The organism is Roseburia faecis, from assembly GCF_001406815.1.
Lineage (GTDB): Bacteria > Bacillota > Clostridia > Lachnospirales > Lachnospiraceae > Roseburia > Roseburia faecis.
Genome location: NZ_CVRR01000019.1, coordinates 283,164 through 304,460 on the forward strand (window position 1 = coordinate 283,164; position 21,297 = coordinate 304,460).

The 21,297-nt window shown below is 43.9% G+C and carries 21 protein-coding genes; all 21 read right to left on the reverse strand.

Annotated features, from left to right (window positions below; translation table 11 throughout):
* Positions 1–66 precede the first annotated feature (66 nt).
* The 21 genes from M72_RS08535 to M72_RS08635 all read right to left on the reverse strand — a co-directional run bounded on the left by M72_RS08535 (position 67) and on the right by M72_RS08635 (position 21,296).
* Positions 67–4,578, reverse strand: a complete 4,512-nt coding sequence (locus M72_RS08535; protein ID WP_055067897.1) for a PolC-type DNA polymerase III — start codon at positions 4,576–4,578, stop codon at positions 67–69.
* Positions 4,578–5,636 (reverse strand): flavodoxin-dependent (E)-4-hydroxy-3-methylbut-2-enyl-diphosphate synthase, encoded by a 1,059-nt coding sequence (gene ispG, locus M72_RS08540; RefSeq protein ID WP_055067958.1) that lies wholly within the window; start codon positions 5,634–5,636, stop codon positions 4,578–4,580. Before ispG ends, M72_RS08535 begins: the two co-directional genes overlap by 1 nt.
* A gap of 18 nt (positions 5,637–5,654) precedes the next feature.
* Positions 5,655–6,704: an RIP metalloprotease RseP gene (rseP, locus tag M72_RS08545; RefSeq protein ID WP_055067959.1), complete on the reverse strand. Its 1,050-nt coding sequence runs from the start codon at positions 6,702–6,704 to the stop codon at positions 5,655–5,657.
* A 5-nt stretch (positions 6,705–6,709) separates the two neighbouring features.
* A complete protein-coding gene (locus M72_RS08550; RefSeq protein WP_055067898.1) occupies positions 6,710–7,855 on the reverse strand; it encodes a 1-deoxy-D-xylulose-5-phosphate reductoisomerase in 1,146 nt (381 codons plus the stop codon).
* Positions 7,856–7,865: 10 nt separating this feature from the next.
* Positions 7,866–8,666 (reverse strand): phosphatidate cytidylyltransferase, encoded by an 801-nt coding sequence (locus M72_RS08555; protein WP_022046658.1) that lies wholly within the window; start codon positions 8,664–8,666, stop codon positions 7,866–7,868.
* Between the two features lies 1 nt (position 8,667).
* The gene (locus tag M72_RS08560) at positions 8,668–9,378 is read right to left on the reverse strand and encodes an isoprenyl transferase (RefSeq protein ID WP_055067899.1); all 711 of its coding nucleotides are present in this window, start codon (positions 9,376–9,378) and stop codon (positions 8,668–8,670) included.
* A 69-nt stretch (positions 9,379–9,447) separates the two neighbouring features.
* The gene (frr, locus tag M72_RS08565) at positions 9,448–10,002 is read right to left on the reverse strand and encodes a ribosome recycling factor (protein ID WP_022046660.1); all 555 of its coding nucleotides are present in this window, start codon (positions 10,000–10,002) and stop codon (positions 9,448–9,450) included.
* A 13-nt stretch (positions 10,003–10,015) separates the two neighbouring features.
* Entirely contained in the window at positions 10,016–10,714 is a 699-nt protein-coding gene (gene pyrH, locus M72_RS08570; protein ID WP_055067900.1) for a UMP kinase, read from the reverse strand.
* A 24-nt stretch (positions 10,715–10,738) separates the two neighbouring features.
* Positions 10,739–11,572: a bactofilin family protein gene (locus tag M72_RS08575; RefSeq protein WP_055067901.1), complete on the reverse strand. Its 834-nt coding sequence runs from the start codon at positions 11,570–11,572 to the stop codon at positions 10,739–10,741.
* Positions 11,573–11,595: 23 nt separating this feature from the next.
* Positions 11,596–12,558 (reverse strand): polysaccharide deacetylase family protein, encoded by a 963-nt coding sequence (locus M72_RS08580; RefSeq protein ID WP_055067902.1) that lies wholly within the window; start codon positions 12,556–12,558, stop codon positions 11,596–11,598.
* 172 nt (positions 12,559–12,730) lie between these two features.
* A complete protein-coding gene (gene tsf / locus M72_RS08585; RefSeq protein WP_055067903.1) occupies positions 12,731–13,813 on the reverse strand; it encodes a translation elongation factor Ts in 1,083 nt (360 codons plus the stop codon).
* 37 nt (positions 13,814–13,850) lie between these two features.
* Positions 13,851–14,579 carry a 30S ribosomal protein S2 gene (rpsB, locus tag M72_RS08590; RefSeq protein ID WP_055067960.1) on the reverse strand — a complete coding sequence of 243 codons (729 nt, stop codon included), beginning with the start codon at positions 14,577–14,579 and terminating at the stop codon, positions 13,851–13,853.
* Positions 14,580–14,741: 162 nt separating this feature from the next.
* Positions 14,742–15,374 (reverse strand): endolytic transglycosylase MltG, encoded by a 633-nt coding sequence (locus tag M72_RS08595; RefSeq protein WP_055067904.1) that lies wholly within the window; start codon positions 15,372–15,374, stop codon positions 14,742–14,744.
* A complete protein-coding gene (locus M72_RS08600) occupies positions 15,364–16,047 on the reverse strand; it encodes a DUF6115 domain-containing protein (protein WP_055067905.1) in 684 nt (227 codons plus the stop codon). The genes M72_RS08595 and M72_RS08600 overlap by 11 nt, the downstream gene beginning before the upstream one ends.
* 10 nt (positions 16,048–16,057) lie before the next feature.
* The gene (locus tag M72_RS08605) at positions 16,058–16,369 is read right to left on the reverse strand and encodes a hypothetical protein (RefSeq protein ID WP_022046668.1); all 312 of its coding nucleotides are present in this window, start codon (positions 16,367–16,369) and stop codon (positions 16,058–16,060) included.
* 10 nt (positions 16,370–16,379) lie between these two features.
* Positions 16,380–17,144, reverse strand: coding sequence for a FliA/WhiG family RNA polymerase sigma factor (locus M72_RS08610; RefSeq protein ID WP_055067906.1), 765 nt, complete (start codon positions 17,142–17,144; stop codon positions 16,380–16,382).
* A gap of 23 nt (positions 17,145–17,167) precedes the next feature.
* Entirely contained in the window at positions 17,168–17,503 is a 336-nt protein-coding gene (locus M72_RS08615) for a hypothetical protein (RefSeq protein WP_176694775.1), read from the reverse strand.
* An 11-nt stretch (positions 17,504–17,514) separates the two neighbouring features.
* Positions 17,515–18,000, reverse strand: coding sequence for a chemotaxis protein CheD (locus M72_RS08620; RefSeq protein WP_055067907.1), 486 nt, complete (start codon positions 17,998–18,000; stop codon positions 17,515–17,517).
* 15 nt (positions 18,001–18,015) lie between these two features.
* The gene (locus M72_RS08625; RefSeq protein ID WP_022046672.1) at positions 18,016–18,636 is read right to left on the reverse strand and encodes a chemotaxis protein CheC; all 621 of its coding nucleotides are present in this window, start codon (positions 18,634–18,636) and stop codon (positions 18,016–18,018) included.
* A gap of 56 nt (positions 18,637–18,692) precedes the next feature.
* Positions 18,693–19,181 (reverse strand): chemotaxis protein CheW, encoded by a 489-nt coding sequence (locus tag M72_RS08630; RefSeq protein WP_172679179.1) that lies wholly within the window; start codon positions 19,179–19,181, stop codon positions 18,693–18,695.
* A gap of 15 nt (positions 19,182–19,196) precedes the next feature.
* Complete coding sequence (locus M72_RS08635; protein WP_055067908.1) at positions 19,197–21,296, reverse strand: chemotaxis protein CheA; 2,100 nt, start codon at positions 21,294–21,296, stop codon at positions 19,197–19,199.
* Between the last annotated feature and the right edge of the window lies 1 nt (position 21,297).

Consider the following 21,297-nt stretch of genomic DNA (forward strand, 5'->3'; position numbering starts at 1 on the left):
ACTGTAAAAGAGGAGGAACCCAAAAATGCGGTTCCTCCTCTTTTGTTTTTCAAAACTTCCATAACATTACGCGCCAAAATCAAACAGGGAAAGCTGATTGGATTCCGGCATATCGCCAAACAATCCCAGATCACTCATCAGTTCTATTGTTGTCTTTGATACTTTTGTCCGTTCCCTAAAATCATCCTTGGAAAGAAAAATTCCGTCTTTTGCCGCTTCTGCAATCGCAACTGCCGCATTATCGCCAAGTCCGTCAATCGTATTGAGCGCCGGCAGCAGTTTTCCATCCACAATCTGAAAATGATGCGGTTCTGACTTATAGATATCCAGCGGAAGAAATTCAAATCCTCTGGCATACATTTCCTGTACCAGACGCATATCTTTGTAGGTATCCTGCTCTTTTTTGGAGAGCTCGTCCTTGCGCTTTTCGTACTCATGCATATATCCTTCCAGTTTTTCTTTTCCCTGACACATCAGCTCATAACTGAAAGCGGTCGCACGGATAGAAAAATATGCTGCATAGTAAGCCAGCGGATAAAACACTTTACAGTAGGCAATGCGCCATGCCATCATAACATACGCGGCTGCATGGGCTTTCGGGAACATGTACTTAATCTTCTCACAGGACCAGATATACCAGTCCGGTACATTGTGATCAATCATATCCTGCTTCCATTCCGGCCATTTGTCGCATTTTCCTTTTGCCACAATTCCCTTCCGGACATTCTCCATAATCTTAAACGATTCCTCGGAATCCAGTCCCATGCCAATCAGATAGATCATGATATCATCCCTTGTACAGATGGCGGTAGAAATCGTTGCCTTCTTTTCCTGAATCAATGTCTGTGCATTGCCAAGCCATACGTCCGTACCATGGGACAGCCCTGCAATACGCACCAGATCCGAAAATTCTTTTGGCTGTGTGTCTATTAACATGCCCATGGCAAAGTCTGTACCAAACTCCGGGATACCCAATGCTCCCAGCTGACAGTTCACCAGATCATCCGGCGTGATGCCAAGTGCGGAAGTATCCTGAAACAGCGACATGACAGCCTTATCATCCAATGGAATCTGCGTCGGATCTACACCCGTCAGATCCTGCAGCATACGGATCATGGTAGGATCATCGTGCCCGAGAATGTCAAGTTTTAAAAGATTATGGTCAATCGAGTGATAATCAAAATGTGTGGTCGTAATATCGACCGTCATATCATTTGCCGGATGCTGAACCGGGGTAAATGTATAAATCTGTTCCCCCATCGGAAGAACAACGATACCACCCGGATGCTGTCCTGTAGTACGGCGCACGCCGACACATCCAAGTACAATCCGGTCAATTTCACAGTTTCTCTTATGTACACCGCGCTCTTCATAATAATTTTTGACATAACCGAATGCCGTCTTATCTGCCAGCGTACCGATCGTTCCTGCCTTAAAGGTCTGTCCCTCCCCGAAGATAACTTCGGTGTATTTATGTGCCTTACTCTGGTACTCTCCGGAAAAGTTCAAGTCGATATCCGGCTCTTTATTTCCCTTAAATCCCAGGAACGTCTCAAACGGAATATCAAACCCTTCTTTGGAAAGCGGTTTTCCGCAGCGCGGACAGAGCTTATCCGGCATATCACATCCACTTCGGCCGGAAAAAGATTTTACCAGATCCGAATCAAAATCGCTGTACTGGCAATGTTTGCACAGATAATGCGCATGCAGCGGGTTCACCTCCGTAATACCGGACATTGTCGCAACGAAAGAACTTCCGACCGATCCACGCGATCCGACCAGGTAGCCGTCTTCGTTGGATTTCCAAACCAGCTTCTGCGCAATGATATACATCACAGCATACCCATTGCTGATAATGGAATTTAATTCCCGGTCTAAACGTTCCTGCACAATTTCCGGCAGTGGATCTCCATACATTTTATGTGCTTTGTTGTAACAGATGTCACGCAGCATCTGGTCCGAATTTTCAATGACCGGCGGACACTTATCCGGACGAACGGGAGAAATTTTTTCGCACATATCCGCAATCCGGTTTGTGTTTGTAATAACAACCTCTTCTGCTTTTTCACTTCCAAGATAGGCAAATTCTTTCAGCATCTCTTCCGTCGTCCGCAGAAAAAGGGGAGCCTGCTCATCCGCATCTTTAAATCCCTGCCCTGCCATGATAATTCTCCGGTAAATTTCATCCTCCGGATCTAAAAAATGCACATCACAGGTTGCCACCACCGGCTTATGGAACTGTTCACCGAGCCGGACAATCTTTTTATTGATCTCAATCAGATCATCATTGGACGCAACCGGAGAATCTTCATCTCTTACAAGGAATGCATTGTTTCCGAGCGGCTGGATTTCCAGATAATCATAAAAGTTTACCAGTCTAGAAATTTCTTCCTCCGGACGGCCATTTAAAATTGCCCGGTACAACTCTCCCGCTTCGCAGGCAGACCCGATCAGAAGTCCATCCCGGTACCTGATAAATTCACTCTTCGGAATCCTCGGACGCCGGTGATAATATTTGATATGCGCCAGCGAAATCAGCTTATACAGGTTTGTCCGCCCCTGATCGCAGGTGGCAAGAATGATCGCATGATAAGTCGGCATCTTTTGTACATTCTGCACCGATGAGGTTCCCATTGCATTCACTTCGTCCAGGGTAGACATACCGCGCTCCCGGAGCATCTCAATAAACTTCACAAAAATCTCTGCCGTACATCCGGCATCATCCACTGCACGATGGTGATTTTCCAGGGATACGCCCAGCGCTTTTGCAACCGTATCCAGCTTAAAACGGTTCAGATTCGGAAGCAGGACACGCGCCAGGGCAACCGTATCCACAATCGTCGGCTTGCATGGAATATCCAGCCTTTGGCAGTTTTTCTTGATAAAACTCATATCGAAATCGGCATTATGGGCAACCATAACACATCCCTCGCAGAATTTCATAAATTCCGGAAGAATGTCTGCAATGACAGGTGCATCAATCACCATGGAATCATTGATCGACGTCAGCTGCTCAATCCGAAACGGAATCGGCACTTGTGGATTGACAAACGTTGAGAATTTGTCCACGATCTTTCCGTTCTGCACCTTCACCGCCCCGATCTCTATAATGCGGTTGGTCTCCGGACTAAATCCGGTTGTCTCCAAATCGAATACCACATAATCTGCATCCAGATCCTGGTTCTGGCTGTCCGTCACCATCCCCTTTAAATCATCGACCAGATATGCCTCCACGCCGTAAATGACTTTAAAATCCGAATCGGACGGTACGGTATGATTGGCATCCGGGAACGCCTGCACATCCCCGTGATCGGTAATGGCAATCGCCTTATGCCCCCATTTCATGGCACGCTTGACAATATCCTTGACATCTGAAACGCCATCCATATCACTCATTTTGGTATGGCAGTGCAGCTCTATGCGTTTTTCTACGCTGGTATCCATACGGACCGTTGTAAAATCGGCGCATTTCTTGATTCCGACGATAGAACCGATGGTAAGTTCACTGTCGAACTTATCAATGGTTGCAACACCTTTGACACGCACAAACTTTCCCCCGCTGATTTCTTTTAACAGCTCCGGTACATCATCATTTCTCGCAAAAATTTTAAGAACAATCGTATCGGTAAAATCAGTCACGGAAAAAATAATGATGGTCTTTTCATTGCGGATCTCACGGGTATCTACCGACAGAATCTTTCCGCGGATCACAACCTCTCCGATCGGTCCGTCAATCTTCTCAATCTCCATGCTCTCTTCTTCGAAGTCTCTTCCGTATATTACATCCGGATTCATGGATTTTTTGCCGTTATCCGACTCGAATTTCCGGCGGAACTCTCCCCGCTTTTCAAACTTCTGCTTTGGTTTTGCATAATTTGTACCATTTTTTGAAGTGTCTGCACGATTTCCTGCCGTTTTTGCAATTGTCTTTGTTTTTTCTTCTGTTTCGACAGTTTTCTCTTTTTCTTCCGTTTCCTGGGATTTTCCTTCCATAACCAGCTTCGTCCGCGCAACAATTCCTGCCACTTCCTGCCGGATCTGTTCTTCGGAATTTTTCCGGTATTTGCTCTCCTGCGGTTTCCGGTATTGTGGAAATATTTTCAGATTCATTCCACAGCGCTCACAGATCACTTTCTCTAAAAATTCGATAATCTCATCCGTACGGGTTTTGGCAATAATAGTCTCATCCATCGTCAGAATCAGACGGTCCTCTTCCGGAAATTCCATGTCCGCCGTCCGCAACAGATTGTATTCGAGCACACTGTAGGCATTCAGTTCATCTAAAATACTGTCCTTATACACCTCTATCAGAGACTTCGGGGTATACTGTTCGGAAAGCTCATAAGACTCTATGATCTTTACCTGTATGGCCCGGTTCTGAAAAATCTGTTCGGTAATCGCTTTTTCAAGTTTCCATATGTTTTTTTTGAAAATAAGTCTTTTTGCACGCAAATAAATGCGAATATGAGTATGTTCATGATTCGCACTTATTTTTGTCACTTCAGTTGTATCTAACAGCCCTTCGAGTTCTTCCTCCAGTTTCAGTGTCGGAAAGGCTTCACGAAATGCTTTTGACATCAGTCTTCACTCCAATGTTCCAATTCATAACGCAGTGCCGGCAGAAGTTCTGCTTCCGGTACTTTTTTGTAAATTTCTCCATGTTTGATAATCAGACCCTCGCCGACACCTCCGGCAATCCCGATATCGGCTTCCTTTGCCTCTCCCGGTCCGTTTACCACACATCCCATTACCGCCACTTTGATATCAAGCGGAAATTCCGAAACCATCGTTTCTACTTGATTGGCAAGCCCGATCAGATCAATGCGGGTTCTTCCGCAGGTCGGACAGGAAACCACTTCCACGCCCCCTTTGCGAAGTCCGAGGGTACGAAGAATCAGTTTTGCGGATTTAATCTCTTCCAACGGGTCCCCGGTCAGAGAAACACGGATAGTATCCCCGATTCCCTGGTTTAAAATCAGTCCCAGACCGATTGCGGATTTGATATTCCCGCTGATCAGTGTTCCCGCCTCTGTGATTCCCACATGCAGCGGATGATCCGTCTGTTTTGCGATCAGCTCATGTGCTTTGACACACATCATGACATCCGAGGATTTGATACTGATCACAAGATTATCATAGCCCATATCTTCGATCAGTTTCACTTTATCCATTGCGCTCTCCACAATTCCCTCTGCGGTCACACCATGGTATTTTTCCACGAGACCCTTCTCTAAAGATCCGCTGTTGACGCCCACACGGATAGGAATCCGGCGCTCTTTTGCCACATCCACAACCGCTTTTACACGCTCACGACTTCCAATGTTTCCGGGATTGATACGAATTTTATCCGCACCGTGCTCCATGGCTGCAATCGCAAGCCGGTAATCAAAATGGATATCCGCAACCAGCGGGATGGTAATCTGTTTTTTGATTTCCGTCAGCGCCGCAGCTGCCTCCTGGGTGGGAACCGCGCAGCGGATAATTTCACAACCGACTTTTGTCAGCTGCTTAATCTGTGCCACCGTTGCCGCAACATCCTCTGTCTTTGTATTTGTCATAGACTGAATCGCAATCGGATGATTTCCTCCAATCCATCTGTTTCCAATCTGTACTTCCTTTGTGATATGTCTCTCCATCATAACGCCTCTAGCCTCTTAGATAAATAGTTTTCGAATGTCATTGAACATAACAATAAACATCAGTCCAAACAACAATACAATACCAACCAGATTTACCATGCCTTCTTTGTTTGGATCAATCCGCTTTCTGCGGATCGCCTCAATAATCAGAAATAACAGCCGGCCTCCGTCCAGTGCCGGAAGCGGCAGCAGATTCATAACGCCCAGATTCGCAGATAAAAGAATCGTCCAGTTGAGCATATTCAAAAGTGCATAGTAATACCCGTCATTTTTTACAGACTGCTGATAGGTGTCTCCGATTGATTTTACGATACCGACCGGTCCGCTCAGTTCGTTTGGAGATACCTGACGTGTCACAAGCATTTTCAGACTCTGGATAGTGGTATAAATCCAGTATCGCACCTCGTAAAAACTGTTTTTTAAGTTTGTGAGCACGTTTCCCTTTACCCGGACATTTCCCATGGTCTGAAATCCGTACAGATATCTTCCGGTCTCTTTATCCAGTTTCGGAACCAGTGTTGTCGTATGTTTCTGCCCATCCCTTGCATAAGTGACTTTAATGGTTTCCCCGGAATGAAATGTTCCGTATGCAGTGATTTCTCTGCTGAAATGAACCGAAAAATGATTCATCCGGATAATCTCATCCCCTTCCTGAAGACCTGCCTCTTCTGCGGCATATCCTTCCATTACCCCGGAAAGAACCGGCTTATCATATCCCACACAGCTCATCAGGATAAACGCGAAAATAAATGCAAGAATAAAGTTAAAAAAAGGCCCTGCAAATACGACGCTCATACGTCCCCATACCGGCTTTTTACCAAATGCGCGATTGTCCGTCGAATCTTCGTCTTCCCCTTCCATCATGCAGGCTCCTCCAAACGGAAATGCCTTAATGCAGTATTTGGTTTCGCCTTTTTGTATCCCACAGATAGTCGGTCCAAGGCCGAAACAAAATTCATTTACCCGGATTCCGTTTGCCTTTGCAAGCAAAAAATGCCCCAGTTCATGAAATAAAATTACAATACTAAATATTACAAATGCGATAAGAAATGATACAATTTTCATTTTTTTTACCACCTGCCCCCTATATATTCATATGTTGCCTGCTCTGTCTCTAAGATCTGCTCTAAATCCGGATGTGCGATATAGCTGACTTCTTCCATTGCAGCTTCAATCATTTCCGTAATTTCCGGATAAGCGATTTTTCTGTCCAGAAACATTGCCACTGCCTTTTCATTTGCGGCATTAAAAACCGTTGGGATATTTCCTCCCCGTCTGGCAGCATCATATGCCAGGGAAAGCCCACGGAAGGTATCCGTATCCGGGCGCTCAAACGTAAGGTCACAAAGAGCAAAAAGATCCAGACGCTTCCCGGATAAATGTTTCCGCTTTGGGTAATACAGTGCATACTGAATCGGCAGACGCATATCCGGCGTTCCAAGCTGCGCAATCACTGCACCATCCTCATATTCCACAGCAGAATGAATGACACTCTGCGGATGCACGACAACTTCAATCTGTTCGAGTTCCACACCAAACAGCCATTTTGCTTCCATAACCTCAAGCCCTTTGTTCACAAGTGTCGAAGAATCAATGGTCACCTTGTGTCCCATGGACCAGTTCGGATGCTTTAATGCATCTTCCACCTGTATATGAAGCAGATCCTGCTTCTTTCTGCCCCGGAACGGTCCTCCGGATGCGGTAAGAAGGATTTTACTGATCGGATTTTCTTCGTTTCCCTGCAAAGACTGGAAAATGGCACTATGTTCACTGTCTACCGGAAGAATGGACACTCCATACTCCGCTGCAAGCGGAATAATCAGATGTCCTGCCGTAACTAACGTTTCTTTGTTTGCCAGGGCAATCGTTTTCTTTGCCTTTATGGCTGCAATGGTCGGCCGGATTCCGAGCATCCCGACAATCGCCGTCACCAGAATTTCCGACTCTTCATAAGTTGCAACCGCAAGTAATCCATCCATTCCGGTTTCCACAGGAATGCCCAGATCCGCCGTGCGGACCCGAAGGGAAGCTGCTGCCTCTTTGCTCCACACAGCAACAAGCTTTGGGCGAAATTTCCGCATTTGTTCTTCCAGCAGACGGATATTGTTTCCACAGGCAAGTGCGGTCACTTCGAAATCATCTGCATGTTCTTCAATCACAGAAAGTGTCTGTGTTCCAATGGACCCTGTCGATCCCAAAATTGCTATCTTTTTCATCGTTCACCTCTTACAGCATATGAAGCGCCAGGAAATAAATGATTGGTGCAGTAATAATCATGCTGTCAAACCGGTCGAGAATTCCTCCATGACCGGGAATCAGCTTTCCGTAATCCTTGATATCATAATTTCTTTTGATGGCAGAAGCTGTCAGATCCCCTACCATGGAAATCAGTCCGGCAATTGCCGCAATCACAGCAAGAATTACAATTTCTCCACGTTCCAGATGCATCGGGCTACGGAAAATAAAACAATATAAAGCGGTCAGAAGCGCAGCACCTGCCACACCTCCCACTGCACCCTCTACCGATTTTTTCGGACTGAGTTTCGGCGACATCTTGTGCTTTCCGATCAGCATTCCGACGCAATATGCACAGGTATCGCATCCCCACGAACATAAAAATACAAGAAAGGCAAGATATAACCCTCTCTCCAGCGTACGGATCTGATATACATAAGAAAGCATGACCGCTACATAGAAGAATCCAAAAAATGCTGCCATCACCTGATCTGCATGAAATTTCGGATATGCAAATACAAATACAAACATTAACAGAATCAAAAATGCCATAAATAAAATCATAAGATCCGGCAGAAACTTCCACTGTAAATTACAGTAATAAACGATTGCCGCCAGATATCCAACGCCTGCCAGAACGGTCTTTTCCATCTTGAACACGCGATATAATTCAAACATTCCGATACAGGAAATGGCAAGTGTTGCAAATAATAAAATTTCATGGCCTGAAATAATCAAAAACAGAGCCAGAATTACCAGCACGATTCCGCTTAACAGTCTCGTTTTAAACATCCTATTCTTCCTCCTTAAGTCCGCCAAAGCGTCTGTCTCGTTTATTATACGCTTCCACAGCTAATTCCAATTCTTTTTTATGAAAATCCGGCCACGGAACATCCGTAAAATAAAATTCGCTATACGCAAGCTGCCACAGCAGATAATTGGAAAGCCGCTGCTCTCCACTTGTACGAATCAGTAAATCCGGGTCTGGAAGTTCCCTTGTATCCAGATATCCGGAAAAGATTTTCTCATTGATTTCCTCCTCCGTGATTCTGCCATTCTTTATATCAGTAAACATATGCTTCATGGCCCGAAGCATCTCATCCCGGCTTCCATAATTGATGGCAATGGTCAGATTCAGTCCCGTATTTGCCGCGGAAACTTCTTCCAGTTCCTGAATCTTTTTCTGAAAACTTTCGGATAATCTGGAAAGTTCCCCAATCACACGTACCCGCATATTATTTTTATTTGCCGTGCGGATACAGTTTTTCAAATAACTCTCCAGCAGTTTCATCAGTGCAGCCACTTCGCTGTCCGGACGATTCCAGTTTTCCGTGGAAAATGCATACAGTGTCAGGTACTCAATTCCAAGCTCATCTGCAGCCTGACAAACCGTTTCTACATTCTTTGCGCCAACGGTATGTCCATAATTGCGTGGCATACCCTTGCTTTTTGCCCATCTTCCATTCCCATCGAGTATAATCGCCACATGTTTTGGAATTTTCATCAATCTTGTTCCCCTCTTTCCTGCAAGTGAAAAAGGGACATAGCCACAGGCTTATGTCCCTTAAACATCTTATACTGTAAGAATTTCATCCGACTTGGCATCCACAGCCTTGTCAATCTGTGCAACATACTGATCGGTCAGTTTCTGGATTCCGTCTTCGAGATCCTTGATCTCGTCCTCAGAAATATCCTCCGCCTTGCCTACTTTTTTGAAATGATCCATCGCATCTCTGCGGATATTTCTCACAGCGACCTTGGCACCCTCACCTTTTTTCTTAATATCTTTTGCCAGCTCTTTTCTTCGCTCTTCGGTCAGTTCCGGAAATACCAGACGAATCAGTTTTCCGTCATTCGTCGGGTTAATTCCCAGATCCGAACTGAGAATGGCTTTTTCAATTTCTTTTACCATAGATGCTTCCCATGGCTGAATCTGAATCATTCTCGGCTCTGGAACACTGACATTTGCAACGCTCTGAATCGGAGACGGTGTTCCGTAATAATCAACACGAAGTTTGTCCAACACATGCGGATTCGCACGTCCTGCGCGGATTCCCGCGAACTCCTCATTTAAATTGGCAAGGGATTTCTCCATTTTATCCTGAAAAATCTGTAATCTCTCGTCCATATACTATATCCTCCTAGTCCACAGTAACGACGGTTCCGTTGAACTGGCCGTTTACCGCGTTTACAATGCTGTTCGTTTCACCAAGTCCGAATACATACATTGGAATGTGGTTTTCCATGCACATTACGGATGCTGTCAAATCAACGACCGCAAGTTTTTTATCAATGACTTCCTGAATGGAAACCTGATCATATTTCTTAGCGGATGGATTTACTTTCGGATCGCTGTCATATACACCATCGATTGCCTTGGCAAGATAAATTCCATCTGCTTCAATCTCTACCGCACGAAGTACCGTTGCCGTATCAGTTGAGAAATATGGATGTCCGGTACCACCTGCAAAAAATACAACCATGTTATGTGCAAAATATTTATTTGCACGATCCTTGGAATATAACTTTGTGATAGATCCGCACTCAAACGGGGTAAGCACGGAAGTCATCATTCCAACGGAACGGAAAATTTCTGACACATAAATACAGTTCATAACCGTAGCAAGCATACCGATCTGATCGGCTTTTGTACGGTCGATCGTCTCACTGGTACGTCCTCTCCAGAAGTTTCCTCCTCCGATGACAATACCAACCTGTACCCCTGCATCTACCAATTGCTTTACCTGCTTTGCAACAACCGTAACTGTCGGCTCATCAAATCCATGATGCTTGTCCCCGGCCAGTGCCTCTCCACTGAGTTTTAATAAAATACGTTTCATCGTATCTGTCTCCTATGATTAATTTTACTTTCCGTCAAAAAGTCCCTGTACATCAATATCAGCATAACACTGAGAGCAGAAACCTTCGATTACTGCACCGTTATTAATCTGTACGGAACGGGATTTGATATTTCCCATGACTACTGCAGATGTATCAACAACAACAGGTCCCTGTACATCGATATCACCCTTGATTGCACCTGCAATAACTGCAGAAGCTGCTGCAATATTACCAATGATCACAGAACCGGCTCCAATCTTAACTGTACCGGAACTTACAACTTCTCCCTCAACTTTTGCCACATCAGCAAAAAACTCTGAAGCTGCACTGTTTCCGTTAATGGTTCCGGTTACAACCAGCTTACCATTACAGGTTACATTTCCGTTGATGGTTCCCTGAATATCAAATGATCCGTCAGACGCGATATCACCGGTCAGAACAGTTCCTGCGGTTATAACAGATGTCTCATCTGAAACTGCATCCGGATTCACTTTGTTATTCATCACTGGTGCTGTTGGCTTTGGGGTTTCCATTGTTGTGTCGCTCATAATTTTTTTCTCCTCATTAAATGTATTGATTACCGGGTCCACAGCTGGTGTGATCACCGGTTTTTTATCCTCTTTGTGAATTGGTGGAAGCTCCGACTCTAACTTTTGTGTATCAGACCCGTCATCCTTCTGTACCTGCTCCAGTAAACCATCCAGTTTGGATAATTCGGATTTCACATCCACATCTTCTCCCAGAGTGTTAACTACCAGATCTTCTGCTTTGTTTTCTTTTTCCGGAGCGTCTGCTCCCGGCATCATTTCATTGACCGCCTGAGAAAAATCATCCTTAAAATCTTTAAATAATCCCATCGTGCTTCCTCCACTCATACTACTTATTCAACACTATCTGCCTTGATATATTGAATGACTTTTGTATTTTCATCAATCGGCAGAATCTCAGCTTTCATCTGTTGCAGTTTCTGAATCAAAGGTTCCAGAGCCTCTACCGTTGTTGACTTGTCATCTCCGTCGTGTAATAACACAACCGAGGTTTTGTATCTTTTTACTCCTTCTGTCACATTTGTCACAACATCATCCACCGTATAATCCGATGAAGTATCTCCTGCGGAAACGTTCCAGTCAAAGTATGTAATTCCCTTTTCATTTAAGACACGAACGAATTCAGCCATATTTACATTGCTGATCTCATTGCTGCTTCCTCCCGGAAAACGATAATAGAGACTATTGACTCCCGTAACGTCTTTCAGATATGAGGAAATCTTATCAAAATCCTGTTCAAATGCCTCTGTGGAGGCATATATTGTACTGTATTTGTTGGAAAAGGAATGCATTCCAAGTGTATGTCCGTCTTTTACAATCCTCTTATAGACCTCCTGCATATCCTTGGAATCATCCCCTACTACGAAAAAAGTTGCTTTTACTCCGTATTTATCCAATACGTCGAGAATCTTGTCCGTATTTTCATCTGGTCCACCGTCAAAAGTAAGATATACTTTATGTGCATCTCCCTCTTTTGCCATATTGTCCCCGGAATCAATCCCCGTCACAACTTTATCGTAAGCAGATTTCTGTGTCTCCTGCCCACTGCTTTCTGTATCCGCAGCCTGCACATTTTCAGAATCCGGAATATTTTGCGAAACGGTTGTCTGTCCCGCTTTCTCCAGTCTCTTTACATGGCTGCTCAAACGTGCTACCTGCACCGTCAGAAGGATAATTGCCAACAGTGAGACAAGCATCCATACCGTAATCGTCACAATGATTCCCGTCTTCATACGGTTGATGCGATTTCTCCTCTGGCGCTGCTGCTCCAAAGCTTCTGAATCTTTTGTACTCATCCTGTTCCTCCACCGGGAAATATCCTTTTCTATTTTAACATATTTTGAAAACTTGTAAAGATTTAATTCCCTGTTGTTGTAAAATTGTTATAAAAAAGGAGCCACGGTTTCTTTATTTTTCCAAAACCACGACTCCTTTTGTGTTTTCACACAGCTTGACTCTGTGAACGGATTATGCGTTCATCTGTGCAGCAACTTCTGCTGCGAAATCTTCCTGTTTCTTTTCCATACCCTCGCCAACTTCGAAACGAATCATCTTGGTGATTTTAAAATTCTTGGAAACAGACTCAAGATACTTAGCTACGGACTGCTTGCCATCTTCCGCCTTAACGTATGTCTGATCAAGAAGGCAGATCTCCTTTAACTGCTTGGATACACGACCTTCTACAAGACCGCCGAACATCTTCTCAGCAGTGATAGATGCCTTATCTGCCATAGCCAGCTCACCCAGCTGAACCTTTGCAGCATCGGAAAGGAAATTCCAGACATAATTCATATTGCTCTTATGCTCTTCGAAGTTATTGATATCCTCATCACTCCATACCTTCTCGCCGATTGCCTTGTCCAGTAATTTGTTTAAGATAGGCTTTGGAAGAGTTGTTGCATCGTTTAATGCGCTGTCAATTGTGATCTCTTTGATCTTTGCAAGTTCCTCAGCGGAAATATCGTTTCTGCTGATATACTGTGGGTTCATTGCAGCAACCTGCATAGCAATGTTTGTAAGAGCCTCTTTTGCAGCATCATCAGATGCACCGTCTGCAGCGATAACAACACCGATTCTTCCGCCACCGTGAATATAAGAAGCAACAGCATCACCGGTTACCTTTGCGAATCTGCGCACAGATAACTTCTCTCCGATTGTTGCTGTCTTCTCAACAAGCAGATCACTGAGTCCGTTTGTAGCAAGAAGTGCCTCGATATCTTCGCCGTTTGCTCCACCGTTTAAATCAGAAGCAAGTGCTGTATCTGCAACTGTCTGAACAAACTCCTGGAATGTTTCATTTTTAGCAACGAAATCTGTCTCTGAGTTAACCTCAGCTACAACAGCAACATTTCCGTTTACTGCAACTCTTGCGATACCTTCCGCAGCGATTCTGCTCTGCTTCTTTTCCATCTTGGCTGCACCGCTTTTTTTCAAAACGTCAACAGCGGCATCCATATCTCCGTTTGTCTCTGTCAGAGCTTTCTTACAATCCATCATGCCTGCGCCTGTCATCTCACGCAGTTCCTTAACCATAGCAGCAGTAATTGCCATCTTTTTTTCCTCCAATTCTCGAATGATTATGCAAAAATTATTCTTCTACTGTCTCCTCAGCAGCTTCTGCAGCAACTTCCTCAGTTCCCTGCTTTGCCTCGATAACAGCATCTGCCATCTTGGAAACGATAAGCTTAACGGCTCTGATTGCATCATCATTACCTGGGATTACATAATCTAACTCGTCCGGATCACAGTTTGTATCAGCAATACCGATCAGTGTGATTCCTAAAGACTGTGCTTCCTGTACGCAGATTCTCTCCTTCTTAGGATCTACGATAAAGATAGCGTCAGGAATTCTCTTCATATCCTTGATTCCGCCAAGGTTCTTCTCTAACTTATCCCACTCTTTTTTCAGTGCAATAACTTCCTTCTTTGGCAGAACATCAAATGTTCCATCTTCAGACATGGTCTCGATTTCTTTCAGACGTGCAATACGGCTCTGGATGGTTCTGAAGTTTGTAAGCATTCCACCTAACCATCTCTCATTTACATAGTACATTCCGCAACGCTCTGCCTCAGTCTTAATAGCATCCTGTGCCTGCTTCTTTGTACCAACGAAAAGAATGGTACCACCCTGAGCAGCGATATCGGAAATTGCATCATATGCCTCATCTACCTTGCCAACAGACTTCTGTAAGTCAATGATGTAGATACCGTTACGTTCTGTGTAGATGTATGGAGCCATTTTAGGGTTCCATCTTCTTGTCTGATGTCCGAAATGAACACCTGCCTCAAGTAACTGTTTCATAGAAATTACGCTCATTTTAATTACCTCCGTTTGGTTGATTTCTTCCATGTACTTCCTATTAGTCTGCCACCGGAAAAGCGTAGATCCGGCACCGGCAGCTTCCATACATGTGTTTAATAAAATTTAAAGCCTTTGGCATTATATCATACCAAAGGCTTTCATGCAAGCTTTATTATACTATTTTTTTGTCAGTACTTTCGCAATCTCGCTATAGTTCATTCCCTTTTCCAGCGTAAATGTCCCCACACGGATATATCTTGCATAATTGTGATCCTGCATATATTTGCGGAAATCTTCCGCATCCTTGACAAGTCCTTTCTCCTGCAGATCCTGTGCAATCTCCCTGCACACTTCTCCGCCTTTTATTGTAATGGAGACTTTTTCCTTTTTTGTTTCTTCCTTCTCGGTCTCCTGCGCTTTTTTCTTCTCTTCTTCTTTCTTTTGAGAGTCCTGTGTTTTTTTCTTTTCTTCCGCCTTTTTCTCCGACTCTTTTGATGTGTCATTCTGTTCCGAAGAAGTATCACGCTCCGTCTGTTTTTGTGTATCGTTCTGCGGAACCTTCTGTGTCACTGCCTGTGTCGTTCTTTGTGTATCCGGAAGATTCGTTTCCTTTACCGGAAGTTCTGTTGTCTGCGTTTCTGCTTCCTGCGTCTGTGTGTCATCCGGCATGATCATTCCAAGTTCCGAAGCTCTCTGCATAGCTTTTTCATCCGACATTGCTCCGCCGTGTGCATGTAACGATACAATAAATACCAGCGAGGCAACCAGAATTCCAAGTCCGCAGCCACGTAAATAATATTTAAATCTCACTGACATCTTCCCCTTTGTATAATCCGATCACCAGCTTCACTTCTCCAAGCCCCCGTCCCAGCTTACGGGCAATTTCCACATCAGACACTCCGTTTTGATGAAGTGCAAGTACCTGATCGTTGAAGCTTCCGTTATCGGTTTCCTCTGCCACAGATGCTTTTGGTGAAATCTGCTGCGGCTGTTCCTCCACAGGCTCTGACACTTCCGTTCTTGCCGGTTCAGGCTCTTTTACCGTTTCCGTCAGATGTGTCATCATTTCATCCTGTGTATGTTTTACCTGCTCCGAAAACTGTTGTAGCTGCGATGCAAGCCCGGTCAGTTCCGTATGCTTGTCATTGAGCATATTATATAAAAAGAGAATTTCATTATGCGTTTTATTCATTGATTCAATCACCGTATTGGAATATTCGTTGATTGCCATAATTTTCTCATTCGTTTCTTTTTCCATCAGACGCTTGGCATTCTCCTGGGACTGTTCTACCACTGCATCGATTGCATCTTCTACCTTGTCATTTGCATTTTTCAGTTCCCGCTCGACAATAATCTTTAATTCCTTCTCACTTAATCTGGTTATCTCCTGTACATCTTTCGGGGTAAGTTTTTCCTGAACAAAAAAGCTTACGAGAACAAAAATGATTCCAACCAGAATCAGTGTAATTTCCACACCCGTCATATATTTTCCCTCAGATTTTCATATCAAAACTGCCGCCAACCGGATTGCCACCCGTCCGCTTCGTTTCTTTGTTTGTTTTTTTTCTCACAGATCCCTGTTTTTTATATTTGTTTTTTCCTTCTTCCCTGGCATCCGTGTGATTATCCAGCTGCTCATTTTCTTCCGGATGGATGACCTGATGATGCAGAACATCCTCCCTGTGATCCACCTGCACCTGAATATTCTGCTGATCCACCATCGGTTTTGTATCCTGCTGGTTTTTAAATGTCTCGATGTCTGCGGTACGCTGTATCGTAGCATAATTGATTGGTGCAATTGCCATAGATCCGCTCCTACTCCGTCAGAATATTCATATAAACACCCATTTTTTTACGCATCTTGTTTAATGCTTTGGTATGTAACTGGGAAATACGTGATTCTGACACTTCCAATATTTTACTGATTTCTTTTAGGGTCATATCTTCATAATAATAAAGTTCAATAACGCGCCGCTCTTTCTCCGTCAGAAGTTCCAGGGATTCCGCCAGTTTTTCTTTTAATTCTGCTTCCTCCACCACTTCTTCCGGCTGTGAAAACCGGACCGGATGCGCCGAATCAATCATTGGCTCCGAACCGTTTTCTTCAAATTCATTCAAAGACACAACATTGGTCACCTTAAGCTGTGTCTGCCAGCTGCACAGTTCCTCATCCGTCAGCCCCAGCTGCTTTGCAAGTTCTTCATCCGAAGCTGTTTTACCGGTCCTCATCTCGATCTGTTTCATCGCTTCATCAATTTTGCGCTGTCGCTGTCTTACGCTTCTTGGAATCCAGTCCATTTTACGAATCTGGTCTAAAATAGCACCACGAATCCGCAAACTCGCATATGTTTCAAATTTTACATTTTTTTCCAGATCAAATTTATCAATTGCGTCAATCAGTCCGAAAATCCCATAACTGACCAAATCATCATATTCCACATTGTGTCCAAGATACATGCTGAGTCTTCCCGCTACGAGTTTTACAAGCTGCGCATATTCAATTATCAGCTGTTCTCTGGTCTCCTGCGTTTTCTTCTGACGATACGCATCCCAGAGTTTTTCTTTATCCGCAGTTTTCATCTACATCATTCCGCCCCGGTTAATTACTTTGTTTGTTGTTCCTCCTGAACCTCCGGCTGCTCCTGCGACTGCTCCTGTGCATCTTTGGCCTGTTCAGTTTTTTCCTGTTCCTCAGAGCTTTCCGCTTCCTGCTCCTCTTTAGACTCTTCCGTTTCTTCCCCGTTCTGGTCATCTTCCATATCCTTGAAGTTTCGGTCAATGATCATTTTTACCACACAACCGATCACATAAAACAGGACAAGTACCAGTAACAGCTGTCTTGTAAAATTCCAAAGTGACATGTGCGTAAGAATTGCAATCACACAGTCAATAAACCCTGCCGCCAACATAATAATAGCCGGTACACCATTGGTTTTCATCTTCTGCCCCTCTATATTACTTTAATTTCTTTTCCCACCGATTTAATTCTGAAATCTCCGGTCTCACAATCCAGTTCTACCGTACGTCCGTAATTTAAACCGGTATCCTCCGCGATCAGCGGGATCCTTAATTCTTTCAAAATAATTTTTGCTTCTTCCGCATTGCGTGCGCCTACATTTCCCACAGACGAAAGTCCGCTCATTTCAAACATGCATGCGCCCCCCGCGATCTTTGCCACAAGTCTTCTCTGATTTGCTCCCAAAGCCAGAACCTGTCTTAAAAGTTCACGGATTCCGGTATCCCCGAATTTTGCAATATTGGTATTATTTTTTAATTTTGTGCTGTCTGGCAGCATATAATGTACCAATCCACCGATTTTCGTCACCGGATCATAAAGTGTTAATCCGATACAAGAGCCCAACCCCAGTGTCGTGAGTGTATTCGGAGCTTTTGCGGTTTTCAGGTCTGCCATTCCAACCTTGATCACTTCTCCCATATTCTACGATCTCCTCTATAGCTGAATTCCAAGAGAGGATAAAATCTTTGCATAGGACTCTTCCTCAGGCATCAAGATAAAATATCCATTAATCATACGTTCATCGCCAAATTCTGTTTCAATCAGCAGCGCATTATTTCCGTACTGTCCAAACTGAATTGCCGGAACACTAAGAATCGCTCCCGCCATATCCACCGCAATATATGGAACGGATGGTAAAATCGTAAGATTTGTCATACTTGAAAGTGCAGACAGATACGAAGCCGTAATAATATTTCCGATTTCCTTCATGGCAGATAAATCCATCTCATCAAAAGGTGCATCGTTTTCCGGGTCTCTTCCCATCAGTTTGTTCACAAGATAATGGGCGGAATCCATGCGCATTAAAAACATCATGCTTCCTGTAATATCATGTGTTACTTCCAGAAAAATTCCGACAATAATCTCGTCTTCCGGACAAATTGCGGAACTCAGCTTAGAAGCTTCCATCAATTCTACTTTCGGAACATTCATATCAATCTGTTCATTGATCATGCTTGCCAGAGAAGTTGTTGCATTTCCCGCTCCGATATTTCCAATTTCGCGCAGTACGTCAATATACATTTCATTTACATTATCCAATGTAAAATCGTTCATCTTTTTCCTCCAATAACCATGTATAGTGAGGCATAGCCTCACTATACTCAGTTGTCTTATGTGTTATCTTTTTCGTCTACAATCGCATTGATTTCAAACAGGGAAATCAGCTGATCTCCGCTTGTTCCAATACCATTGATAAAAGTATCTTTTACATGATTTGAATTGATATTGTTATTTTCGATCTGATCCTCAGAAAGATTTACAACCTCACAAACCTCATCTACAATCACACCTAAAGACCCTTTATCTTCGATCTTTAAAATAATGATCCGGGATGCCGAAGTAAAGGTATCATCCTCAAGTCCCATTTTCAGACGGATACTCATAACCGGCACAATTTCGCCTCGAAGATTGATGATTCCCTTGAAATACTCCTGTGCCTTTGGCACACGGGTAATTTTCTGCATACGCACAATATTATCGACATAGCTGATATCAATTCCGTACTTTTCAGAACCGATCTGAACTACGATATACTGCTTTACTTCTTTTTCTTTATTTTTATTCTCATTTGTTTCAATCTGATTGTTTGCAATAGCCATCGTCATTCACCCCCATTACATCAGTGTGTTTGCATCCAGAATCAACGCAACTTCACCATCACCGAGGATTGTTGCACCGCTGATCAGCTTATTTCCATTGATATACTTGCCTAAAGACTTAATAACGATCTCCTGCTGTCCCATCAGATCGTCAACAACAAGTCCTACCTGACTGTCGCCTTTCTTTACAATAACAACGGTAAGGCTTTCCGGTTCTTCTTCTCTTGGTTCAATATCCAGAAGTTTGTCCAGACGAACAAGCGGAATAACGCTTCCACGCAGATGAATAACCTCTTTTGCTTCCACATACTTGATGCTGCTGACCGGTACACTCTCAATATTTGCAATGGACCCAAGGGCAATGGCATATTTTTCATCGCGGACTTCAACCATCAATGCCTGAATAATGGCAAGTGTCAGAGGAAGACGAACGGTAAATGTTGTTCCTTCCCCAAGTTTTGTCTTAACTTCCACATCACCGCCAAGCTGCTCAATGTTAGATTTTACAACATCAAGGCCAACGCCTCTTCCGGAAATATCCGTAATCTTCTTTGCCATGGAAAAACTTGGCATAAACAGGAGATTTATGATCTCTTTCTGTGTCATGACTTCGGCCTGTTCCGGTGTAATAATATTTCGCTCGATTGCCTTTGCTTTTACCGCTTCGGTATCAATTCCGTTACCGTCATCACCCACCTGGATAATAACGTTATTTCCTTCCTGATATGCATTCAGGAAAATATTTCCGACTTCCGGCTTTCCTCTCTGGATACGAAGCTCGGTGTCTTCCAGACCATGATCCGCAGAATTACGAAGCAAATGCTGTAACGGATCACCGATCTGATCCACTACGGTACGATCCAGCTCGGTATCTTCACCGGTCATAACCAGTTCCATCTTCTTATTCAATGTACGGGACAGATCACGAATCATACGTGGGAATTTATTTACAACGCTCTCAATTGGCACCATCCGGACTTTCATAACAGATTCATGAAGGCTTGTGGTGATTCGCTCCAGATATTCAATCTGTTCATGGAATCCCTGATTGGTAAAGCCTCCCTCTTCCGTTGAGCTGATGGATACCAGACTGTTCTTTGCAATGATAAGCTCGGATACCTGGTTCATAAGAGCATCCAGCTTTTCAATATCCACACGGACCGTACGGCTTGTCGCCGGTTTTCCTACACCGTTTTTCTTTGCCGGAGCCTTTTTCTTTTCCGGCGCTTTCTTTGGTTCAGCCTGTACTTCCGGTTTTGTCTCTGCCGGTTTTTCTTCTTTCTTTTCTTCCGTCTCAGTTTCTGTTACGCGTGGTGAAAAATCAGTCAGTTCTTCTCCAACGGCATCTTCAATCTCGGAAACATTCTTTGCAGCGTTCTGGATCTTGTCAAAGCTTTCCGGTGATGCGACATAAAAGCTGAATTCCTGTTCAAACTTTTCATCTTCAATATCCTGAGAGCTCGGACGATATACAAGAATCTCTCCAAAAGCCTCCACTTCGCGGAATACCAAAAATGCTCTGGCCGCTTTTAAAAGGCACTCTTTCTGGATCATAACCGTCATGCCGTAAATATGCATTCCGCTGTCTTTTGCAGTCATAATGGCATCCCGCTCCTGATCCGTCAGATCAATCTGAAGATACAGTTTGTGGTCTCCATTGTCTGTCGGCGCCGCTGCTTCTTTTTTTTCTGTTTCTGCAGGTGCTGCCTCTGCGGCAGCAGCCTCTCCGTTTGCTTTTGCGAGGAAATTGTTCAGTTCCTTGATAATGACTTCATTGTCTTCTTCCCCTTCATCAGAGGTTGCCTTAATATTTTCAAGATATCCGTCAATTGCATCCAGACACTTGAACAGCAGATCAATCATCTGACTGTCTACCTGGATTTTCTCGCTGCGGACTTCCTGGAACACATTTTCCATATCATGTGTCAGGTGCTGCATTCTCTTAAATCCCATTGTGCCGGCCATTCCTTTTAAAGAATGGGCTGCACGGAAGATTTCATTGATAACATCCTTGTTATCCGGTTCTTTTTCCAGTTCCATGATGCAGTCACTTAACGTCTGTAAATGTTCTGCACTTTCATCGATAAAGATTTCAAGGTATTGGCTTACATCCATG